Source organism: Dongia rigui (genome assembly GCF_034044635.1).
In the GTDB taxonomy this organism is placed as follows: domain Bacteria; phylum Pseudomonadota; class Alphaproteobacteria; order Dongiales; family Dongiaceae; genus Dongia; species Dongia rigui.
In genome coordinates, this window is sequence record NZ_JAXCLX010000001.1 from 1,891,610 (window position 1) to 1,911,784 (window position 20,175).

The window sequence follows — 20,175 nt, forward strand, 5'->3', positions numbered from 1 at the left end:
CGCGGGCGGAACAGATCGTCTCGGCTACGCGGCCAGCATAGAGGCGGAAAAGAAACGGGGGCGATCATGAGCCAGACGGAAATCCATCAAGGTCAATGCCTGTGCGGCGCGGTGCGCTACCGCGTCGATGGTGGCTTGCGCCCCGTCATCGCCTGTCATTGCTCGCAATGCCGCCGCGCCACCGGCAGCTACATGATGGCAACGGCCGCCATGCGCGAGACACTGACCATCGAGGGCGGCGACAACATCACCTGGTTCACCTCTTCCGACACGGCACGGCGCGGCTTCTGCAAGTTGTGCGGCGCGAACCTGTTCTGGGAGGGGAAGGACCTGCCTTATACCAGCATCACTGCCGGCTCACTCGACAGCCCGACCGGGCTGAAACTCGAGCGCCATATCTACGTCGCCGACAAGGGCGACTATTATCGCATCAACGATGGCGTTCCCCAGTCGCAAGCCTTCGAAGGCTACGACCCGACACCGCCGAAATAGGCCGCTTTTGGGGCGACAAGGCGGCGCTTTTTCCGCTAAAGCATGCGGTATGCTCGACCCCGCCCTCGATACGCTGCTGCTGCCCTTTGCGACGCGCGCGCTGGCCTTTCCGGCTGCTGGGCAGATCCTGTTCCTGCGGGCGCGCATGGGCCAGGCCTTGATGCGGCCCGATGTGCCGCGGCAGCGCTTCCTGTGCCACCAGACTTTTCAACCCTTCGCGCGGGATCTGTCGGCGGCGGATATGGTGCTGGAGCGGGATTCGGCCGGTCCGACCGGATCGTTTCAACTCACCCTGGCCTTGCCGCCGCGCCAGCGCGACGAGGCGCGCTTTCTGCTGGCGCAGGCGGTGACGCTGACCCATCCCGGCGGCACCATCGTGGCGGCAGCAACCAATACCGAGGGCGCCCGCACGGTCGAAGCTGATTTTGCCAAGCTCGCCGGCGATGTCGTGTCGCTGTTCAAGAACAAAAGCCGCGTCTTCTGGGTGACGCTCGATCCCGAACGCATCGACCGCGCCCTGCTGCAGGAATGGCTGGCGCTGGGTAGTCCGCGGAAGCTCGAGAGCGATGATCGATTCCTGACCCGGCCCGGCCTTTTCGCCTGGGACCGGATCGATGCGGGTTCCGCCTTGCTTGCCAAACATCTGCCGGACGACCTCGCCGGTAGCGGCGCCGATCTTGGCTGCGGCTTCGGCTATCTGGGGGCGGAGATCATGGCGCGATGCCCGGCCGTGCGCGCGCTCGATTGCTATGAAGCGGAGCGCCTGGCATTGGACCTTGCCTGCGAGAACCTGACGCCCCTGGGTGGCGGCGTGAAGCTCGACTTCTTGTGGCAGGATGTGACGGATGGCTTGCGCGGCGGTTATGATTTCATCGTCAGCAACCCGCCCTTCCACACCGGCCGCGCCGACCGGGTCGATCTGGGCCAGGCCTTCATCATTGCCGGCGCCAAGGCACTGAAGCCCGGCGGGCGCATGTTCATCGTTGCCAACCAGCATCTCCCCTATGAGGCGACCTTTGCCGCCCATGTGGCGCGCCACCGCATCATCGCCACCGCGGACGGCTATAAGATTATCGAGGCAATCAACATCAGGGCCGTGAGCACGCGATGAAACTGGTGAAGCACTTAGCCAATCTGGGTTACGGCAGCCGCAAGGAAGTGGCGGCGATGATCCGCAACGGCCGCTTCACCGATGAAGCCGGCCATGAGATCGACGAGGATGCGGATATCGCCCATGGTGCGCTGCGCTTCGACGGCGAAAGGCTGGACCCCGATGCCAGCGCCGTCGTCATGATGCATAAGCCGCTGGGTGTTACCTGCTCGACCAAGGATCCGGGTCGTATCGTCTATGACATCCTCCCCATGCGCTGGCGATTCCGCAAACCGCCCGTCTCGCCCATCGGCCGGCTGGACCGCGACACATCCGGCCTGCTGCTCTTCACCGCCGACGGCGCCTTCCTGCACCGCGTGATCTCGCCCAAATCGAATGTGCCGAAGGTCTATGAGGTGACGTTGGCAAGGCCGCTTGAGGGCCATGAGAAAGACCTCTTTGCCGCCGGCACGATGATGTTGGAATCGGAAACGAAGCCGCTGCTGCCGGCCGAGCTCGAGGTCACGGGCGAAAAGACCGCGCGCCTGACGCTGCATGAAGGGCGCTATCACCAGGTGCGTCGCATGTTCGCCGCCACCGGCAATCATGTCGAGGCGCTGCATCGCGCGCAGATCGGTTTGCTCACTTTGGGCGATTTGCCGGAAGGCGAGTGGCGCGAATTGACGGCGGAAGAGATCGGCCGCGTCATCCTCGCCTAGGCGAAGGCGAAGTAATCCACCAGGTAATGCGCGAAACCCACCGGCCACAGCGAGCCGGTGCGGCGATAGCACATCATCGCCACGACACCGTAGAGGCCAGCGGCGATCATGCCGGCCGGTGCCCGCCACCAGTGATAGAGGCCAAAGAGCAGGCTGGTGACCAGGACCGTGCGCCAGGTGCCCCAGCCAAGGGCGGCAAAGACCTGGGCGCCGAGCTTGCGGAAGACCAGTTCCTCATGCAGCGCCACCAGCGCCAAACCCAAGGTGATATCGAAGGCATAGAGCACGCCCCTGGGCGCCGGGTAATTGCCCAGCGGCAATTGGGGAAAGGCCGCAAAGAGATAGCTGTCGATGGGGGCCAGCCGGAACAGCAGCGCGATGCCGACGATCCAGAGGACGGCTTCCAGCGTGCCGACCTTGAGGTCGTCGCGCTGGCGCAGGCACCAGCGCCCGGCGGGCAGGATGAGGATGACCGCGATGGCGGCGATCCGGCCGGCGTAATCGGCCAGCAGCCAGGGCAGCGCCTCGGTCTGCCCGAGCCGGTAGAGCTGGGCAGGCAGCATGGCGAGCATCGCCAGGACGAAGCAGAAGGCCAGGCGCTGGGACCGGGGAATCGGGTCGGTCCGGAGGCGCTGCCCCTGCAGCAATATGTCGATATCCGTCATGCTGCCCCCCGATGGCCGCATCCAGTGTTCCAACCCCGATGACCAGCATGCCAGCAGGGCCGGGGACAGACTGTGATGTCCGTCACACTTGGTGGGCGGCAGGGGCTGGCTCGCTTAGCTGTAGAAATAGGGATCGAGCACCCTCACTTCCGTGATGTTGGTGACCGGCAGGTTGGTCTTGCCGGCCACCCGGCGGATCGCTTCCGGATTGGGGCCGTCATAGACGCAGTAGGACTTCCTCTTATCCGTGCTGACATAGGAATGGACCCAGGTGACGCCGTCGGTCAGGTTGGTTTCGACCACCTTCAAGCAGGCCTTGGCACCTTCGTCATTGATGGGCACCACGAGGCCGGCCGCGAATTCGCGTTCGACGACATAGCGGGGCATGTTCTTCTCCTGTGCGTGAGCGGGCCGGTTGGCGCCGGCAACAACCCAGGCTAGGCAAGGAGCGATGCCCGATCATCGGGAGTCCTCCCTATTTTTCCCCGCCTCCGCGGCCGTGGTCAGCCGCTAGGGTTGCCAGGGCCGCTTGCCGATCTCGGCATGAACGTCGGCCGCCGTCAGGCCGACATCCTTGAGCATATGAGGGCTGAGGGCACTTAGATGCCGGCGTTGCTGCAGGCGCGCATGCCAGTCCAGCAGACGCAGCACCAAGCTTGCCAACCGCCCGGAACGCGGCAGCGGCACGGTGCGCGACAGGCTGTCGGTTGGCTCGCAGGAAAGGCAGGTTTCCGACATCTCAGAGCTCCCGCTCGAAGAAATAGAGCCAGGCATCGAGTGCTGCCTCGAGCGGGTGATAAGGCTGGATGCGGCTGAAGCCGAGGCTTTCGTAGAGGCGGATGGCTTCGATCTGGTGGCGGCTGGTATCAAGGCGGATCGCGTGATAACCGATCGCCTTGGCCTCGGCGAGGACGCGCTCGGCGAGTGCCCGGCCCAGACCCAGGCCGCGATAGGGATCATCGACATAAAGCCGCTTCATTTCGGCAATCCCGAGACCCAGATTGCGCAAGGCAATGCAGCCCGCCGGACGGCCGCGGTGATAGGCGATGAACAGCGCGCCATGGGGTGCCGCGAAGGCGCCCGGCAGTTCCGCCAGTTCACGTGCGAAGGTGGCTTCGTCGAAATAGCGATCGACCAGGGCGATATCCGCCGCATGGCGCCGCCGGTGCCAGGCGACGAAGTTGCGCATCAGATGGCGCGCGTCGTCGAGTTCGGTCGTGGTCGTTGCCCGGACGATATCGCGTGCCGCAGCGGCCTCGGAACGGCGCGGCTGCAATTGGGGTTGTGACATGATGATTCCTGCATTGTTGCGGATATCATGTACTTAGAAGGGTGGGGCCATCCCGGCATCGGGAGGACTACCCATTTTTTGGCTACTTGCTCTTGGCTAACGCGAGAGTGCCTTCCGGCTCGACCAGACCGAGACGGTTGGCCATGGCGGCCGCTTCGCCACGCGAGCGCACGCCGAGCTTGGCCAGAATCGACGAGACGTGGTGGTCGATAGTCTTTTCCGACACGAACAGGCGGCGCGCGATGTCGGCATTGCGCAGACCCTCGGTCAATTGCGCGAGGACGCCGAGCTCCCGCGTGGTGAGGCCATGGGGATTGTGGCGATGGCGTTCCTGCACACCCCGCGCCACGCTGCGCACGCCCGCCGCGCGCAACCGCCGCCGCAGGATCCCGGCGAGCGGCATGGCACCCAGTCCTTCCGCCACCGTGAGGGCGGCGCGCAGATCGTTCTCGTCCGGGCTGTCGGCCAGATGCATGGCGCGCAGGTAAGCACAGCCCTTGTCGCACCATTGCGTCGCCGCCTGCGCCGGACGACCGGCCAGGGCCTCGACCGTCGGGCCGGAACAGCCATCCGCCTCGTTCCGCGTCGGATCGAGGCGGTAGCGCCAGAAGGCGATCTCGGCATTTATCCAGCCTTCCGGCTGCGCCTTGGCGAGGACTGCCGCTTCATCGAGCTCGGTCGCGCGGTCTTCAAGCCTGCCCTGCAGCCAGGCGGATTCAGCGAGTGCCACGACCACAAGGCCGATGCGCTGCAGCTCGCCGGTGGGCTTGGCCAATGCATAGGCTTCCTCCAGCAGCGCGTCGGCTCCCGGATCGCCGCGCCGCGCCCGCACCAGGCCCAAGGCGTAGAGGGCGGGGATGCGGCTGATCGGCGCCGTGCGCGGGTGGCGGATGACGGCCTCGGCATCTGCCTGCGCCTCGCTCCAGGCGCCGCGGTCGAGTGCCGCGCGTGCCCGCACCGTGGTCATGTAGCGGCCCCAGGACCCCAGATCGTGCTGGTCGCAAAAGGCGATGCCGGCATCGAGATAAGGCTTGGCAGCGCGGAAATCATGCATGTCGACCGCGCGCGTTGCCAGATTGGTATAGGCGCGCGCCGCCTGCTCGCGAAAACCGCCGGCCAGCGCCAGGCCCAGGCTGCGCTCCAGATCCTCCCAGCCGCCGTTATCGCCTTCCGTGAGGCGCGCGGCACCGACATTGTTGTAGGCGTGGCTGAGGATTTCGGTCTCGTTGAAACGTGTCGCCAGTGCGATCGCCTTGGCACCCCAATCGCGCGCCAGCTGTGTCCGATGCGACAGCATGTAGAGCTGCGCGCAATTGCTGTAGGCCATGGCGAGTTCCGGCCCCGGCGGCAGCGTTTCAAGCAGCGCAATCGTTTCCTTGGCATATTGCTCGGCCACGGCATTCTGGCCGTTGAACCAGGAGAGGCGCGACAGCCAACGCAGATTGTCGCCTTCCTTGAGGCGTTCGCCGACCTCGCGCCACAAGGCCAAGGCGGCTTGGCGCGCGGCAATCGCCTCCTCCGTGCGGTCGGTCACATAGCATTCATAAGAGAAGCTTTCATAGAGCGCCGCCTTCTCGGCCGGCGGCAGGGCGCTGGCATAGCGCAGCGCTGTCTCGTAATGCGCCGACGCCTCACGATGGGCGCTGAGCGCTGCGGCACGGGCAGCGGCGATGGGGGCAAGGCGCAAGACCGCGGCACTGTCCTGCGCGCGGTCGGCATGATGCACCAGGCGCGCGGCCACCACCTCGCCCGGCGCATGATTCTGCAGGGCATGGAGGATGCAGGCATGGAGATCGCGCCGGCGCGGGATCGGCACATTCTCCTCGACCGCGCGGCGCGCCAGCTCGTGGCGGAAGGCCAGCGCCCCGTCTTCCTGTGCCACCATGCCGACGGCAAGGCAGGCATCGATCGCCTCGGCATCGCCGCCGACCGTGCGCTCGATCAGCCAGCGTTCGGCCTTGCCCGGGACCAGCGACGCCACATCGGCGACATTGCGCGCCGCTGGCGGCAGGCGCACCAGCCGCGCCATGACCGCATCGCGCACCGTCGCCGGCACCTTGTCGTCTTGGCTCGCCAGCACTTCGGTGATGAAGAACGGATTGCCGCAAGTGGTGGCGTAGATGCCGGCAGGCGATCGGCCGACCGAGGCCGCGAGCCAAGCGACCGCCTCGGCACTCAAGGGCGCCAGTTCCAGGCGCCGCAGAAAGGTCGGCGGCAGATCGCCGATGACGGCGCGCAAGGGGTGGCGCTGGCCCACCTCGTCATCGCGATAGCTCACCACCAGCAACACGCCCAGCGCATTGAGGCGCCGGCCGAGAAATTTGATGAGGTCGAGCGTCGCCTCATCGGCCCAATGCACATCCTCGAAGACAAGGATGGTGGGCAGGCTGCTGCGGTCCAATTCTTCGATGGTCAGGTTGAAGGCGATCTCGCGCCGGTCGGCGGCATCGATGGCACTCGCAAAGCCACCGCCGATCTGGCGCGCGATGTCGTAAAGCGGTGCCAGGGGATGCGGTGTGAACAGGGCTTCGCAGCCGCCCCACAGAATGCGGAACAGGTGGCCGGATTGGCACAGGGACAGATGGCCCGATTGATCGCTGGTAAACTGCCGCAGCAGCGACGTCTTGCCGATGCCGGCCTCGCCGGTGACCAGCACGACGCGGCCCTCGCCATCGGCCGCCTCGCAGGCCCAGCCCGCCAGCGATTTCAAATGCGATTCCCGTTCGAGCAAGCTCATGATGCGTTGTTCCCCTGTGCCGCGCCGAGGTGCCAAGCCCCGGCTGCCGCGCCCCTACTGGGGTGTGCGGTGGTGCGTTACCACGTGCATTTCACACCCCGCAAGCGAAGCCAAGTCCAGTTTCAGGACTCACCGTAAGTTGAGGAATGACGCATATGAAATGCTTTTTTGCGCCCCTTAAACAGGAAACAGCGCAACTTGCACAAGGTTGTGGGCCGCCCAAAATACCGGCAGATTTCCGGCCCGCATATCTGGCGATAACACAAGGACACATCACGGTGAAGATCAAAGACCGCATCCAGGACGTTCTGCGCGCCGAGGCCGCCGCCATCATGGGCATTGATGTCACGGACAGCTTCGTCGAGGCCGTCTCCTGGCTCGTCGCCTGCCGCGGCAAGGTGGTCGTCACCGGCATCGGCAAGGCGGGGCAGGTGGCGCTTAAATATGCCGCGATCCTGAATGCCACCGGCACACCCGCCTTCTTCCTGCATGCGGCGGAGGCGGCCCATGGCGACCTCGGCAGCCTCGGCGCGGGCGACCTGCTCATCGCCTTTTCCGTGAGCGGTACATCTTCTGAAGTGGTTGGCGCGGTCTCCCACGCGCGGCAGCTTGGCGTTGGCCGCGTCCTCGCCGTGACCGCATCCAAGCAATCTCCGCTTGGCCAAGCGGCCGACCTCGTCATCGAGATGGGCCGCATCGAGGAGGCCTGCCCCCTCGGCCTCACCGCCACCGCCAGCACCGCCGTCATGTCGGCCATCGGCGACGCCCTGGCCCTCGCCGCCATGGAGCAACGCGGTTACACCGCTGCAGATTTCGGCAAACGCCATCCCGGCGGCGCGCTGGGCCAGGCCACCAAGACACCCTGAAAAGCGGATAACTTGCCAAAGTTGCAACGCCTTGGCATAGTGCGCGGCATAATTGTTCACGGTTTACCCCAGCAACTCCAGGCAGCACCCATGGTCGCGCGCGTTCGCACGGTAGCTTTCGAAGGCGTCGATGTGCGGCCCATTGATGCGCAGGTGCAGATTTCGGGCGGCATGCCGGCCTTTACGCTGGTGGGCCTCCCGGACAAGGCGGTGGGAGAGAGCCGGGAGCGGGTGCGGGCGGCGTTGACCGCCATTGGCCTCGCGCTTCCCCCTAAGCGCATCACGGTGAACCTGGCCCCCGCTGACCTCTTGAAAGAGGGATCGCATTTCGACCTTCCCATCGCCTTGGGGCTGCTGGCCGCCATGGGCGTCATTGAGGCCTCCTCGCTCGATGCATTCGTCGTGCTGGGCGAGCTGGGGCTGGATGGATCGGTCGCCGCAGTGGCGGGCGTGCTGCCGGCGGCACTCCATGCCGCCTCGAGCGATCTCGGCCTCATCTGTCCCGAGGCACAGGGTGGCGAGGCGGCCTGGGCGGGCGAGATCAATGTCGTGGCGCCAGGCAATCTCCTCGCGCTCATGCATCATCTCAAAGGCCAGCAGGTGCTGCGGGCGCCCGAGCCGAAGATGGCGGAGGATGCCGGCTCGACCCTGGACCTCAAGGACATCAAGGGCCAGGAGAGTGCCAAGCGTGCCTTGGAGATCGCCGCCGCCGGCGGCCATAACCTGCTGATGATCGGCCCGCCGGGATCGGGGAAGTCGATGCTGGCGCAACGCCTGCCCGGCCTGCTGCCGCCGCTTTCCCCGGCGGAAGCGTTGGAAGTCACCATGATCCATAGCCTTGCCGGCAATCTTGCCGAAGGAAGGTTGCTGCGCCGCCGTCCGTTTCGCGACCCGCATCATTCGGCAAGCCTGCCGGCCCTGGTCGGCGGTGGCCTTCGCGCGCGGCCGGGGGAGATCAGCCTCGCCCATCTCGGCGTCCTCTTCCTCGACGAGTTGCCGGAATTTCAGCGCGCGACCTTGGAAGCCCTGCGCCAGCCGATGGAGACGGGCCGCGTCTCGATCGCGCGTGCCAATGCCCATGTGACCTATCCAGCAAGGGTGCAGGTCGTGGCGGCGATGAACCCCTGCCGCTGCGGGCATCTCGGCGACCCGGCCCTGGGTTGCGGCAAGGCCCCCAAATGCGCACTGGATTACCAGTCGCGCATTTCCGGGCCGATCTTCGACCGCATCGATCTCCATGTCGACGTGCCGGCGGTTTCCGCCGCCGATCTATCCCTGCCCCCACCGGCCGAAGGCAGTGCCGAGGTGGCCGCCCGCGTCGCCGCCGCCCGTGCGCGGCAGATTGAGCGCTACGCCGCCCATAACTTGCGCAGCAATGCCGAGGCCGATGGCGAGATATTGGAAATCCTCGCCGCCCCCGATGCAGAAGGGCGCCGCCTGCTCACCCAAGCGGTCGAGAAGTTCCGCCTCTCGGCCCGCGGCTATCACCGCGTGCTGCGCGTGGCACGCACACTGGCCGACCTCGCCGACGCCAAGGACGTCCGCGCCATCCATATCGCCGAGGCCCTCGGCTACCGGCGGCTGGCGCCAAGCCGATAGCAGGTATGCGTGTATGAAGCGCCCCAGGCGAAAAGACGGGTGATTTACGCCCGATAATAAGCCAACGCGCGCCCCGGATGGGTGCTACACTATCTTTCTGCGACAATCTTAGTTGTCGCTGTGAGGCCCGGCTACGGCTCCCATTGCGCGAGCCTCGGTCCCCGAGGGGCACCCATGACCATAGCGGCGCCTGTACATCTTGAAGCGGCAAGCACTTTGGCCGTCATCGCGGCCTCGAAAGCGCCCCTTGTTTTTATGGACGGCAATCTGATCGTGATCGCCGTCAGCAGGTCTTTCTGCACCACCTTCCGGATCGATCCGGCCCTGACGACCGGCACCAGGTTTTCCGACCTGGGTGGCGGCGAATGGGACCTGCCGCAGCTGTCATCGCTGTTGAACGCGACGGCTTCTGGATTCGCCGAGATCGACGATTACGAAATGGACTTGATCCGTGCAGATGGCAATACCCGCCGCCTGGTGCTGAACGCGCATAAACTGGAGTATGGCGACGCCGACAATGTTCGCCTTCTGCTGGCGGTGAACGACGTCACCGAGGCGCGCGCCGCGGAGGCATTGAAAGACGATCTGCTGCGCGAAAAAGGCATTCTGCTGCAGGAAGTCCAGCACCGCGTTGCCAACAGCCTGCAGATCATCGCCAGCGTGCTGATGCAGAGTGCGCGGAAGGTCCAGTCGGAAGAAGTGCGGGGCTATCTGCAGGATGCACAACACCGGGTCTTGTCGATCGCCGCTGTTCAGCAGCAGCTCGCCGCCTCTCGTCTTGGCGACGTGTCGCTGCGACCCTATTTCCTCCAGCTCTGTCAGAGCCTGGGCGCGTCCATGATTCGGGATCCGGCGCAGCTGTCGATTGACGTGACGGTGGATGACAGCAGTACCCGCGCCGAAACCTCCGTAAGCCTCGGCCTCATTCTGACCGAACTTGTCATCAATGCGCTGAAGCACGCCTTTCCAAACAATCGCAATGGGAAGATCAGCGTCGACTACCGTTCAAAGGGAGACGGCTGGACCTTGTCTGTTGCCGATAACGGGGTCGGCATGCCGACCGGCGCAGCGGCCAACAAGCCTGGTCTGGGCACAGGCATTGTCGAAGCCCTGTCCAGGCAATTGCGGGCCGAGATGACCGTGACCGACGGCTCACCAGGCACGATCATCTCCGTCACCAGATAAGAAGTTAGCGAGCCTCGGCCCGGCGGCATGCAGACGACCTTGCTAAAGCGCGTGAGTTTCAACGCCGGATCTTGGCAGCCTTTTCCTTGATCTTCGGCGTGAAGCGGTCCCAGCGGACGATGGCGCGGTCATGGGTGCCTTCGCCGATGAGCTCGACCTCGTCCTCGGCGCGCACATGGAAACTCACGCGCCTTCCATCAAGCTTGATGCAGGTCACATAGACGGTGACCATCATGCCCGGCGGTGTCGCTGCCACATGATTGACATTGATGCCGACGCCGAGGCTGCCCTCACCATCGTCGAGATGAGGTTTCATCGCGTCGACGCAGGCCCATTCCATCAGGCCCACCATGAAGCCCGTGGCAAAGACAGCCGGCATGGCGCAAAAATCCGGTGATTCCGGATAGAGCTGCGGCACGGTTTTGGCATCGGTCACGGTGAAGCTGAAGCGATGTGTGGCGCCGACCTTTAGCGTGTCTTTCATCGGGCAGCCCTCCGCTATTTCGGATCCACGAGCGGGATATGCGGCGCCGCCTCGCGCGGTAGATGGCCGGTGAGGCGCGGGTCGTCCTGCACCTCGACCATGAAGGCATATGGCACGAAGCCGGCCTTTTGATAGAAGCCCAGCGCATTGGGGTGATCGAAGGTGCAGGTATGAACCCAGAGGCGCTCGATCGGCATTTGGCCCGCACGCCGGTTCCAGGCGAGATGGATGCCGCGGTCGACCAGATAGCGCCCGGCCCCCGTGCCGATCGCTTCCGGGACCAGGCCGAAGAAGGACATCTCGCATTGCCGCGCTTCGCGGAAATCGAGCTCCAGCAGGCCCAGCACCTTGTCATCCAGCATCAGGCGATAGAGATCGACATTCTGGCTGTCGAGAATGGCGCGCAGTTTTTCATCGGCCATGTGGAGGCGCGAATGCCACAGCCAGTCCTGGCCCACGCGGCGGAAGAGAGCGCGGAAATCGGCGACACCGGGGCTTCGCCACGGCGCCAGGACGAACGCCGCGTCAGCCGGTCGCACAGGGCGCGGCGGCGGGGCCTTCTTCATTTCCAGGCAGGTCACGACATTGGCAATGTGGCCGGGGGCCAGTGTCGAATAGCCGAGCGGCAGGGGCGGATGGGTCATGGATGGATGGCGCGTTGCTGTTGGCGACGCGCCATCACTAGACCCGAAACGCCCCCGGCATCAAGTCCGGGGGGTGCCGGCAGGACGCCTCACTTCACGATCGTAACGGGTGCCGAGGCATGGCTGACGACCGCGGTCGCGACTGAGCCTAAGAACAGGCGTGCCAATTCGTTGGTGGTGTTGGTGCCCATCACGATGTGGTCGGCCTTGTTCTTGGCCGCGTAGGAGACGATGGCATCGGCGACCGCGCTGCCATTCGCCACGACGCAATCATAGTTGTCGAACTTCCTGGCCTTGGCGCATTTCACGGCGGCGGCCAGCTGCTTGCTGGCCTGGGCCGCTGCCGCATTCATCGTCTCGGCATCCCAGTAATGCGTGCGGCGCGCCCGGGTCGGCACGACATTGACGGTGAGGAAAGTGAGCTTCGCCTCCGTCGCCTCGGCCAACTCCACCGCGCAATCCGCGACATGCCCGGTGATCTTCGACCCGTCAACCGCACACAGAATTCTTTTGATCGCCATGATGCGTTTCCTTTGTTGCCTGTTCGGGACTTTGGCCCGTCGCGACAGGGATAATGCACCCGTCGGAACCTTGGTTGCTTGACCAAGATCAAAAGATAGAATGTCGAAAAGGGAGCAAAAGAAAGCGGCCGCGGGACGATCAAGCCCCACGGCCACTTTTGTTAACGTTTCAAATCGCGCCGGCGGGCTTACACGCCGGCGAGGTTCCGCAGCACGTAAGGGAGGACGCCGCCGTGGCGGTAGTATTCGACCTCCTCCGCGGTGTCGATGCGGCAGGTGACGATGATCTCCTCCACCTTGCCGTTCGACCGCGTGATCTTTACCGGCACGTCCATGCGCGGCTTGATGTTGCCGTTCTTGCCAGGACCGGCGAGGCCGGTGATGTCGAAGATTTCGGAACCGTCGAGACCGAGGCTCTTGCGGGTCATGTCGCCCTTGAACATCAGCGGCAACACGCCCATGCCGACCAGGTTCGAACGGTGGATGCGCTCGAAGCTTTCGACCAGCACGGCCTTGATGCCGAGCAGCAGCGTGCCCTTGGCCGCCCAGTCGCGCGACGAGCCGGTGCCGTATTCCTTGCCGCCCACGACGACCAGCGGGGTCTTCGCCTTCTGGTACTTCATGGCGGCGTCATAGATCGACATCCCTTCGCCGGACGGCATGAAGCGGGTGACACCGCCTTCGGTGCCGGGTGCCATCTCGTTCTTCAGCCGGATATTGGCGAAGGTGCCGCGCATCATCACTTCATGATGGCCGCGACGCGCGCCATAGGAGTTGAAATCGGCCGGTGCCACGCCATTGGCGATGAGATATTGACCGGCTGGCCCATCCTTCTTGATCGAGCCCGCCGGGCTGATGTGATCGGTCGTGATCGAGTCACCCAGGATCGCCAAGGGACGCGCACCGCGGATATCGCTGATGGTGCCGGCCTCCTTCTTCATGCCCTGGAAGTAGGGTGGGTTGGCGACATAGGTCGATGTCGTGGGCCAGGTATAGGTGAGGCCCTTGGGCGCCTTCACCTTGCGCCAATTGGTGTCGCCCTTGAAAACGTCGGCATAGCGCTTCTTGAAATCGCTGAGCTTCACGGATTTGGCGACCGTGTCAGCGACTTCCTTGGTGGTCGGCCAGATATCCTTGAGATAGACGGGCTTGCCCTTCTTGCCATAGCCGATCGGATCCTTGGTGATGTCGATCTTCATGCTGCCGGCCAATGCGTAGACCACGCAGAGCATCGGCGAGGCGAGATAGTTCGCCTTGCAATGCGGATTGACGCGGCCTTCGAAATTGCGGTTGCCGGAGAGCACGGCGGCCGCCACCAGGTCACCCTTGGTGACCGCATCGGCGATCGGTTCCGGCAAGGGGCCGGAATTGCCGATGCAGGTGGTGCAGCCATAGCCCACCAGGTTGAACCCCAGCTTATCGAGGAACTTGTTGAGGCCGGCATTCTTCAGATAGTCGGTGACCACCTGCGAGCCTGGTGCCAGGCTGGTCTTCACCCAGGGCTTCACGGTCAGGCCCAGTTCGACCGCCTTCTTGGCGACGAGACCGGCGCCCAGCATCACCGACGGGTTCGAGGTGTTGGTGCAGGAGGTGATGGCGGCGATGACGACGGCGCCGTCTTCCAGCTCCCAATCGGCACCCTTCACCGAGACGGCACTTTCATTGCCCTTGCGGCCGAAGACCTCGACCAGATTCTTCTTGAAGCTCTCTGCAGCGGTGTTGAGCGGCACGCGGTCCTGCGGGCGCTTCGGTCCGGCAAGGCTCGGTTCCACCGTCGAGATATCGAGGCTCAAGGTGTCGGTGAAGACCGGGTCGGCCGTCTTCTTGTCGCGCCACATGCCTTGCGCCTTGGCGTATTTTTCCACCAGCGCAATGCGATCGGCCTTGCGGCCCGTCGACTTCAGATAACGGATGGTTTCGGCATCGACGGGGAAGAAACCGCAGGTGGCACCATATTCCGGCGCCATGTTGGCGATGGTGGCGCGGTCCGGCAGCGCCAGATCGTCGAGGCCGGGGCCATAAAATTCGACGAACTTGTTGACCACACCCTTCTTGCGCAGCATCTGCGTCACGGTGAGGACGAGGTCGGTCGCCGTCGTACCTTCCTTGAGCTTGCCGGTCAGCTTGAAGCCGATGACTTCCGGAATGACCATCGAAATCGGCTGGCCCAGCATGGCCGCTTCGGCTTCGATGCCACCGACACCCCAGCCAAGGACGGCCAGGCCATTGACCATGGTGGTGTGGCTGTCGGTGCCGACCAGCGTATCGGGATAGGCGATGGTCTTGCCGCCGGTCTTCTTGCCCTTCACCGTGGCGGTCGGTTCCTTCATCGTCCAGACGACCTGGGCGAGGTTCTCGGTATTGACCTGGTGGCAGATGCCGGTTCCCGGCGGCACGACGCGGAAATTGTCAAAGGCGGTCGAGCCCCAGCGCAGGAACTCATAACGTTCGCCATTGCGCTCGTATTCCAGATCGACATTCTTCTTGAAGGCGCCGGGCCCGGCAAAGAAATCGACCATCACCGAATGGTCGATGACGAGATCGACCGGCGACAACGGGTTGATCTTCTTCGGGTCGCCGCCTAAGGCCTTCATCGCATCGCGCATGGCCGCCAAATCGACGACGGCGGGAACGCCGGTGAAATCCTGCATCAGGACACGCGCCGGGCGATAGGCGATCTCGCGGTCGGAGCGCTTGTCCTTCAGCCACTTCTTGACGGCCTGGACGTCCTTCACCGTGACGCTGCTGCCGTCTTCGTAGCGCAGCAGGTTTTCAAGAAGGACCTTCATCGAATTGGGCAGGCGGGAAAGATCGCCCAGCGTCTTCTCGGCCGCCTTCAGGCTGAAATAGTCGTAGGATTTCGCCCCGACCTTCAATGTCTTGCGGGTTTTCAAGCTGTTCAATTGAGGCACGGAACCACTCCCAGTTTGCGGCGCAATATCAGCAACCCCACTCCCTGGCGCAGCGCGTTGCGCGAACGGACTGCAAATGGCGGCTGGCAAATGGGCCGACCGCCCAGGCTAGCAGGAAAATGAACCTAGTATTATCCCCGGGCACGTGCCGGCAGCCAGACCCGGCGCCAAACCCATGCGAGTCGATGATAGGGCAATTTACCATAAGGAAGTATTACCAGCGAGGGGCTGCGGACGGCAAAGTCCTGAAATCCCGAGGGAAATCTGCTGCGTGGATGACGGCTCCCCTGGCTCTCCCGACACGCTCGGCTACTCCTTGACTTCGTTGGATTTAGCCTGGTTTTGGCGCTTCTGGCAGGCGGAAATTGCGCAGCCTAGCCCAACAAAAACTTGGGCTAGATCGGGGCCGGCGACGTCTGGGAACCCGCGCGTGCGCCGCCGGGCGCCATCGGCCATTTCCTTATTCTTGCCACATTCCGGTCCTAAACGGGACACAGGGCACATGAAGAGTGCTTGTCGGGACCGGAAGGCCATCCCCCTTTCCGTCCCATTGCGACCCTGGCGATTGGTCGGCCCATTCGCCCGGATGCCCCTCGAAGGGCTCCCTCCTCGCCGGTGCCCGCGCGCCGGTACAAAGGAGCCCAGGCCGAGAACCGCGCCAGTCCCTACCCCCGAATGGCGCGGTGTGAAGGGCAGGCCGCCGCGCGCCATCCCCATCCCCCGGCGCGCGGCGCCGCCTTCAGTTTGGAAGGCTGCGTCGAACCTGACCACCCCAGACTGAGGTTCTGTACGCGCAGAGATTAGTCGACGAGATGCAACCTCGATCCTGAAGACCGCGCGCCTTTCTGGCAGCGCGGTTCTTTTTTGCCCGCGCCAGACGCGGTATGCTGCGCCAATGATTTTCGCGACCGATTTGCCGATTCCCGATTTCCCTGGCCTCGCCGGCCGCCGCATCGTTTGGGCCCGCAGCGAGGAATGCGTGACCCAGCCTTGCCGCCGCCTGCTCGAATGGTGGTCGGCGCATGCCGATGCCGGGCCGCCGCGGCGCGAGGATTTCGATATCGCCGACTATGGCGACATCGTCGAGAACATCTACATCATCGCCGGCACGGTCGAGGGTTTCGAGCTGCGCTTGGCCGGCGAGGAATACATCCGCCTCTTCGGCCTCAAGCGTGGCTGGGTCTGGCACCGCAATGCCGCCGACCCGGTGATCCGCGATTCAGCGGCCTTCCTGGCCTTCGTGGCGCAGGCCAAGCGACCCTTGCGCACGTTGGGGCGCCTCGAGCTCATCGAACGGCACTGGATCGAGTTGGAGACGGTGGTCTGCCCGCTGGCACCGGCCGCCGACGGCGCCGCCAAGTTTCTGGGCTGCACGGCGCCATTGCCTTAAGCGGCGCTTCGCGCTCTCTTTTCATCGCAGAGCGGCAGGCGCAGGGTGACGATCGTGCCTTGGCCAACGGTGCTTTCCAGCTGCAGCGAACCGCCGGAGAGATCGGTGAGATGCTTGACGATGGGCAGACCCAACCCGGTGCCGGACTGGCGCCGTTGCAAGGCGCCATCGACCTGCACAAAGGGCTTCAGCACCTCGGCGATGTGCTCGGCGGCAATGCCGATGCCGGTATCCTTGATGACGATCTCGGCGGTATGCGCATCGTGCCGGCGCGCGGTCAGTTCGACCATGCCGTCCTTGGGCGTGAACTTCACCGCATTCGATACCAGATTGGTGACGATCTGCTTGGTGGCCCTGAGGTCGACATAGAGCGGCGGCAGATCGGCGGCGATATCGGCCGTCAGCGTGACGCCGCCATCCTTGGCGCGCTCGCGCATCAGGGTCAGGGCTGAATCGAACACGTCTGTCACGGCAACGGGCTCAGGATGCAGCACCATCTTGCCAGATTCGATCTTGGAGAGATCGAGTATATCGTTGATGAGCGACAGCAGCAGGTTGCCGCTGTTGAAAATGTCCTGTGCATAGGCCTGGTAGCGCGGCTGGCCGAGGGCGCCGAACAACTCCATCTTCATCACTTCCGAGAAGCCTAAGATGGCATTCAACGGCGTGCGCAGCTCATGGCTGACATTGGCGAGGAATTCGGATTTGGCACGGTTGGCCAGCTCGGCCTGGTTCTTCGCCTCGCGCAGATTCTCCTCGGCACGGATGCGCTGGGTCACATCGCTCATGATGCCGACGAATTGCAGGAGGCGACCCTCGCCATCGGTGATCGGGCTGATGGAAAGTTCGTTCCAGAAGGTGCGCCCATCCTTGCGATAGTTGCGCAAGGTAATGGTGACCGGCCGGTGCTGGACCAGCGCCCGGCGCAACCGATCGAGGGCTTCGGCATCGGTATCGCGGCCCTGCAGGATGCGGCAGTTCTTCCCCAGCATTTCTTCGGCCGAATAGCCGGTCATGCGGGTGAAGGCGGCGTTGACGAAGGTGACCGGGTGGTCGGGCCGGGTCGCGTCGCAGATGACGATGCCGCTCGATACCGCCGCCACCACGGTGGCCAGCGTCTCGTTGCGCTGCGCCAGTTCGCTCAAGCGCAGTTCGCGTCCCTTGATGGCGGTGACGTCGGTCATCAGGCGCAGCGTGCCGCCCTCGGCCGTGCGTGATTCGATCACCAGCAGCGTACGGCCGTCCGGCCCCGCCATTTCAAAGCGCCAGGGCAATTGCCGATGCCGCACCAGCTGGTCGGCAATGAGCGCCTCGGGATCAGCGGCCTGGGCACCTTCGCTCCGCAACAGGGCAGCGCGGGTGAGGTCGGCATAGGGCGTGCCGATGATCAGCAGATCAGAGACAGCCGGATTGAGCCGGCGATAGGTGGCATTGCACGCCACCAGCCGGTCGGCCACGTCGAAGACGGCAACGCCTTCCGGCAGATCGGCGATGGTGCGGCTGATGAGCGGCGCTGCCTTCAACTCCGCCTCGGCGGCCGTATCGGATTTTCCGCGCGCAGCCGGTGTCGGCGTGGCATCGAAGATTCGCGCCATGCCGATCAGCGCCGGACCGAAAGCCGCGCATGCGATCAGCGACAGGACGATTGCCGGCATCGGTGCGGCCGTCAGTGCCGGGACCAGCAGCAAGGCCGGCACATAGCCGAAGGCGAGAAAGTGCCGCTCGTCCTTGAGATGCGGCCAGCGTGTGAGAAGCGTCGGCACCAAGGCCGCGGCTACAAGAGAGACGGCGCCGGGCACCAGACCCGGCAAGCCAATGACGGCAAAACTGAGCAGTGCGACGCCGATTGCAGCGATTCGGCCCATCAGCACGTCGAGGCGCAAGGCAGCGATGACGGGCAGGATGCAGGCGGCACTGAGAAACGCGCCGTCGCGCCACAACGCCCAGTCGAAAAGGGCTGCAGGCTCGGGCAGCGTCACGCCGAGCCGCGTAATGCCCAGACCGACCATGATGAGGCAAGCAAGGGCGGCACCGGCGCCAGCCCGACCGAGGCGGCCATATCCGCGCCAGCCGAGCAATCCGCCGAGGCGGAAGCCTGCAGCTGCACTTAGGCCCAAGGCCAAGGTAACGAGGCCCAAGGTCGGTGCGGTACCAAGAATCGAAAGGGTGCCGTCGATCACTGTCGGGATCTTTCCGGAATCAGCTGAGGGTCACCAGGGGTTGGCGCAGCTTATACCCGGCTCAGTGACTTACGGCAATGTTAACAATATCAAGCATTTGAGACAATTTTGCCCAGTCCCGGATTTCCCTCAATTTTTGGCGGAAGAAAGTTTGTCCCAGTTCTTGCGTGTCGCCTTCGCGGCCTCGGCGGCGAGGGTGAGGAGCGGTCGCGCTGAGTCGCGCTGCCAGGATTTGGCGCGCGACCAACGCATCAGATCGTCGATGGTCGCCCCGCCGCGCCAGCCGCTGGCCCGAAGCTGTGCCCAGGCGATGACATCGCCCATGGCGCCGATCGCTTCCTCGCGCCGCGCGGCATCGCCCGCCAATTGTGTCGCTTCCAGTTTATCCTGGTCGGGTTGCAGTTCACGGAAGGTGAATGCCGTCTTGCCGATGGCGATGTCGGTGAGGAAGGCCGGGGCGGCGGCTTGCAGATGGTACTCGATCTCGACCACCCGGGCGGCGTGATTGGCAAAGGTCGGCTGGCGATGGCCGGCTTTGCTGAGCGCCTTCACCAGGGCCGAGCCCGGCTGCGATTTCAGATCGATGAGCGCCTGGCCGTCCTTGCCGCCATTGCCGCGGATGAGCGCCACATAGCGCGGCCGTCCCAGGGCGCCGAGGCCGGCCACGCGCTGCGCCACGTCGAGCACGTCGAAGAATTCGGGATGCGCGCGGCGATGGGCAAAGCGCGCCAGCGCCGCCGTCACGGCAGCGGCCTCGGCCTTTTCCAGCCGGATCGCCTTGCCGGTATCGAAGCGCAGGCGCCGCTTGCCGTTCTTGACGACCGTGCGCTTGGCAAGGAGATCGGCCTGGCTGCGCCCTTCGAGATCAGCAAGGAGATCGCCGATGGCGCCGCGCGCGGTCCGTCGCTCCAGCCAGCGCGCCTTGCCGTTGGCAAGCGCTGCGCGGTAGCGCTCCAAACCCAGCGCTGCCAGGGCACGCGCCTCGGCGGTGGTGACGCCCAGTTCCGGTGCCGCCACGATGAGGCCGGTGAGGAAGCGCAGCAGATCGATGACCGCCGGCCCCCGCGCCGCGTCGTCGAAATCGCCGATGTCGAAATAGGTCAGCCGGTTGTCGCCACGATAAGTGCCGAAGTTCTCGAGATGCATGTCGCCGTTGAGCCAAACGGCCGGCGCCTTCACACCCAGGACCGGCTTCAACCATCGGCCATAGAATAGATCGGCCGTGCCGCGATAATGGGCGAATGCCGAGCCCCGCATTTTGCGGGCCTTGATCTCCGCCAAGGCGGCCGCGATATCCTTGCGTTTCATGGCGCCGAGTATGGCGCAGGCCTCCGCGCCGGGTCCAGGGCCGGATCCGCGATGGCAGAAAATGCCGGATATATGTCATTGCTGCCATGGAC

At 64.5% G+C, this 20,175-nt stretch carries 18 protein-coding genes; 7 read left to right on the forward strand and 11 right to left on the reverse strand.

Features of this window, described 5'->3' with window-relative positions:
- Nucleotides 1–66: 66 nt before the first annotated feature.
- From SMD31_RS08840 to SMD31_RS08850, 3 genes are read left to right on the forward strand one after another with little or no spacing between them, the layout of a single operon-like run.
- Nucleotides 67–492, forward strand: a complete 426-nt coding sequence (locus SMD31_RS08840) for a GFA family protein (RefSeq protein ID WP_320500448.1) — start codon at nucleotides 67–69, stop codon at nucleotides 490–492.
- A gap of 49 nt (nucleotides 493–541) precedes the next feature.
- Nucleotides 542–1,603 carry a class I SAM-dependent methyltransferase gene (locus SMD31_RS08845; protein WP_320500449.1) on the forward strand — a complete coding sequence of 354 codons (1,062 nt, stop codon included), beginning with the start codon at nucleotides 542–544 and terminating at the stop codon, nucleotides 1,601–1,603.
- Nucleotides 1,600–2,301, forward strand: a complete 702-nt coding sequence (locus tag SMD31_RS08850) for a pseudouridine synthase (RefSeq protein WP_320500450.1) — start codon at nucleotides 1,600–1,602, stop codon at nucleotides 2,299–2,301. Before SMD31_RS08845 ends, SMD31_RS08850 begins: the two co-directional genes overlap by 4 nt.
- Here SMD31_RS08850 and SMD31_RS08855 read toward each other — a convergent pair.
- The 5 genes from SMD31_RS08855 to SMD31_RS08875 all read right to left on the reverse strand — a co-directional run bounded on the left by SMD31_RS08855 (nucleotide 2,298) and on the right by SMD31_RS08875 (nucleotide 6,994).
- Nucleotides 2,298–2,966, reverse strand: a complete 669-nt coding sequence (locus SMD31_RS08855) for a type II CAAX endopeptidase family protein (protein WP_320500451.1) — start codon at nucleotides 2,964–2,966, stop codon at nucleotides 2,298–2,300. The genes SMD31_RS08850 and SMD31_RS08855 overlap by 4 nt on opposite strands.
- 114 nt (nucleotides 2,967–3,080) lie before the next feature.
- On the reverse strand, nucleotides 3,081–3,353 hold the full coding sequence (locus SMD31_RS08860; RefSeq protein WP_320500452.1) for a DUF4242 domain-containing protein: 273 nt from the start codon (nucleotides 3,351–3,353) through the stop codon (nucleotides 3,081–3,083).
- Nucleotides 3,354–3,476: 123 nt separating this feature from the next.
- Nucleotides 3,477–3,704: a DUF1127 domain-containing protein gene (locus tag SMD31_RS08865; RefSeq protein WP_320500453.1), complete on the reverse strand. Its 228-nt coding sequence runs from the start codon at nucleotides 3,702–3,704 to the stop codon at nucleotides 3,477–3,479.
- Nucleotide 3,705: 1 nt separating this feature from the next.
- Nucleotides 3,706–4,257, reverse strand: coding sequence for a GNAT family N-acetyltransferase (locus SMD31_RS08870; protein ID WP_320500454.1), 552 nt, complete (start codon nucleotides 4,255–4,257; stop codon nucleotides 3,706–3,708).
- 82 nt (nucleotides 4,258–4,339) lie between these two features.
- Complete coding sequence (locus SMD31_RS08875) at nucleotides 4,340–6,994, reverse strand: ATP-binding protein (protein ID WP_320500455.1); 2,655 nt, start codon at nucleotides 6,992–6,994, stop codon at nucleotides 4,340–4,342.
- A 278-nt stretch (nucleotides 6,995–7,272) separates the two neighbouring features.
- Between SMD31_RS08875 and SMD31_RS08880 the strand changes: the two genes are divergently transcribed.
- From SMD31_RS08880 to SMD31_RS08890, 3 genes are all read left to right on the forward strand, one after another.
- Complete coding sequence (locus tag SMD31_RS08880; protein ID WP_320500456.1) at nucleotides 7,273–7,860, forward strand: SIS domain-containing protein; 588 nt, start codon at nucleotides 7,273–7,275, stop codon at nucleotides 7,858–7,860.
- Between the two features lie 90 nt (nucleotides 7,861–7,950).
- Nucleotides 7,951–9,459 carry a YifB family Mg chelatase-like AAA ATPase gene (locus SMD31_RS08885; RefSeq protein WP_320500457.1) on the forward strand — a complete coding sequence of 503 codons (1,509 nt, stop codon included), beginning with the start codon at nucleotides 7,951–7,953 and terminating at the stop codon, nucleotides 9,457–9,459.
- A gap of 174 nt (nucleotides 9,460–9,633) precedes the next feature.
- Complete coding sequence (locus tag SMD31_RS08890; RefSeq protein ID WP_320500458.1) at nucleotides 9,634–10,644, forward strand: sensor histidine kinase; 1,011 nt, start codon at nucleotides 9,634–9,636, stop codon at nucleotides 10,642–10,644.
- A 58-nt stretch (nucleotides 10,645–10,702) separates the two neighbouring features.
- Here the strand turns inward: SMD31_RS08890 and SMD31_RS08895 are convergent, their stop codons facing one another.
- The 4 genes from SMD31_RS08895 to acnA all read right to left on the reverse strand — a co-directional run bounded on the left by SMD31_RS08895 (nucleotide 10,703) and on the right by acnA (nucleotide 15,205).
- Nucleotides 10,703–11,128, reverse strand: a complete 426-nt coding sequence (locus tag SMD31_RS08895; RefSeq protein ID WP_320500459.1) for a thioesterase family protein — start codon at nucleotides 11,126–11,128, stop codon at nucleotides 10,703–10,705.
- A gap of 14 nt (nucleotides 11,129–11,142) precedes the next feature.
- Complete coding sequence (locus SMD31_RS08900) at nucleotides 11,143–11,772, reverse strand: GNAT family N-acetyltransferase (RefSeq protein WP_320500460.1); 630 nt, start codon at nucleotides 11,770–11,772, stop codon at nucleotides 11,143–11,145.
- Between the two features lie 89 nt (nucleotides 11,773–11,861).
- Entirely contained in the window at nucleotides 11,862–12,293 is a 432-nt protein-coding gene (locus SMD31_RS08905) for a universal stress protein (RefSeq protein ID WP_320500461.1), read from the reverse strand.
- Between the two features lie 188 nt (nucleotides 12,294–12,481).
- Entirely contained in the window at nucleotides 12,482–15,205 is a 2,724-nt protein-coding gene (gene acnA / locus SMD31_RS08910) for an aconitate hydratase AcnA (RefSeq protein WP_320500462.1), read from the reverse strand.
- 895 nt (nucleotides 15,206–16,100) lie between these two features.
- Between acnA and SMD31_RS08915 the strand changes: the two genes are divergently transcribed.
- A complete protein-coding gene (locus SMD31_RS08915; protein WP_320500463.1) occupies nucleotides 16,101–16,595 on the forward strand; it encodes a PAS domain-containing protein in 495 nt (164 codons plus the stop codon).
- Here SMD31_RS08915 and SMD31_RS08920 read toward each other — a convergent pair.
- Both SMD31_RS08920 and SMD31_RS08925 read right to left on the reverse strand, forming a co-directional pair.
- Nucleotides 16,592–18,775 (reverse strand): PAS domain-containing sensor histidine kinase, encoded by a 2,184-nt coding sequence (locus SMD31_RS08920; protein WP_320500464.1) that lies wholly within the window; start codon nucleotides 18,773–18,775, stop codon nucleotides 16,592–16,594. The genes SMD31_RS08915 and SMD31_RS08920 overlap by 4 nt on opposite strands.
- A gap of 129 nt (nucleotides 18,776–18,904) precedes the next feature.
- Nucleotides 18,905–20,083, reverse strand: coding sequence for a DUF2252 family protein (locus SMD31_RS08925; RefSeq protein ID WP_320500465.1), 1,179 nt, complete (start codon nucleotides 20,081–20,083; stop codon nucleotides 18,905–18,907).
- Nucleotides 20,084–20,175 lie beyond the last annotated feature (92 nt).

What these genes read in the sequence shown, in the direction of transcription:
- SMD31_RS08840 (WP_320500448.1), top strand. Translation starts at nt 67, where the DNA reads ATGAGCCAGACGGAAATCCATCAAGGTCAATGCCTGTGCGGCGCGGTG.
- SMD31_RS08845 (WP_320500449.1), top strand. Translation starts at nt 542, where the DNA reads ATGCTCGACCCCGCCCTCGATACGCTGCTGCTGCCCTTTGCGACGCGC.
- SMD31_RS08850 (WP_320500450.1), top strand. Translation starts at nt 1,600, where the DNA reads ATGAAACTGGTGAAGCACTTAGCCAATCTGGGTTACGGCAGCCGCAAG.
- SMD31_RS08855 (WP_320500451.1), bottom strand. Translation starts at nt 2,966, where the DNA reads ATGACGGATATCGACATATTGCTGCAGGGGCAGCGCCTCCGGACCGAC.
- SMD31_RS08860 (WP_320500452.1), bottom strand. Translation starts at nt 3,353, where the DNA reads ATGCCCCGCTATGTCGTCGAACGCGAATTCGCGGCCGGCCTCGTGGTG.
- SMD31_RS08865 (WP_320500453.1), bottom strand. Translation starts at nt 3,704, where the DNA reads ATGTCGGAAACCTGCCTTTCCTGCGAGCCAACCGACAGCCTGTCGCGC.
- SMD31_RS08870 (WP_320500454.1), bottom strand. Translation starts at nt 4,257, where the DNA reads ATGTCACAACCCCAATTGCAGCCGCGCCGTTCCGAGGCCGCTGCGGCA.
- SMD31_RS08875 (WP_320500455.1), bottom strand. Translation starts at nt 6,994, where the DNA reads ATGAGCTTGCTCGAACGGGAATCGCATTTGAAATCGCTGGCGGGCTGG.
- SMD31_RS08885 (WP_320500457.1), top strand. Translation starts at nt 7,951, where the DNA reads ATGGTCGCGCGCGTTCGCACGGTAGCTTTCGAAGGCGTCGATGTGCGG.
- SMD31_RS08890 (WP_320500458.1), top strand. Translation starts at nt 9,634, where the DNA reads ATGACCATAGCGGCGCCTGTACATCTTGAAGCGGCAAGCACTTTGGCC.
- SMD31_RS08895 (WP_320500459.1), bottom strand. Translation starts at nt 11,128, where the DNA reads ATGAAAGACACGCTAAAGGTCGGCGCCACACATCGCTTCAGCTTCACC.
- SMD31_RS08900 (WP_320500460.1), bottom strand. Translation starts at nt 11,772, where the DNA reads ATGACCCATCCGCCCCTGCCGCTCGGCTATTCGACACTGGCCCCCGGC.
- SMD31_RS08905 (WP_320500461.1), bottom strand. Translation starts at nt 12,293, where the DNA reads ATGGCGATCAAAAGAATTCTGTGTGCGGTTGACGGGTCGAAGATCACC.
- SMD31_RS08915 (WP_320500463.1), top strand. Translation starts at nt 16,101, where the DNA reads ATGATTTTCGCGACCGATTTGCCGATTCCCGATTTCCCTGGCCTCGCC.
- SMD31_RS08925 (WP_320500465.1), bottom strand. Translation starts at nt 20,083, where the DNA reads ATGAAACGCAAGGATATCGCGGCCGCCTTGGCGGAGATCAAGGCCCGC.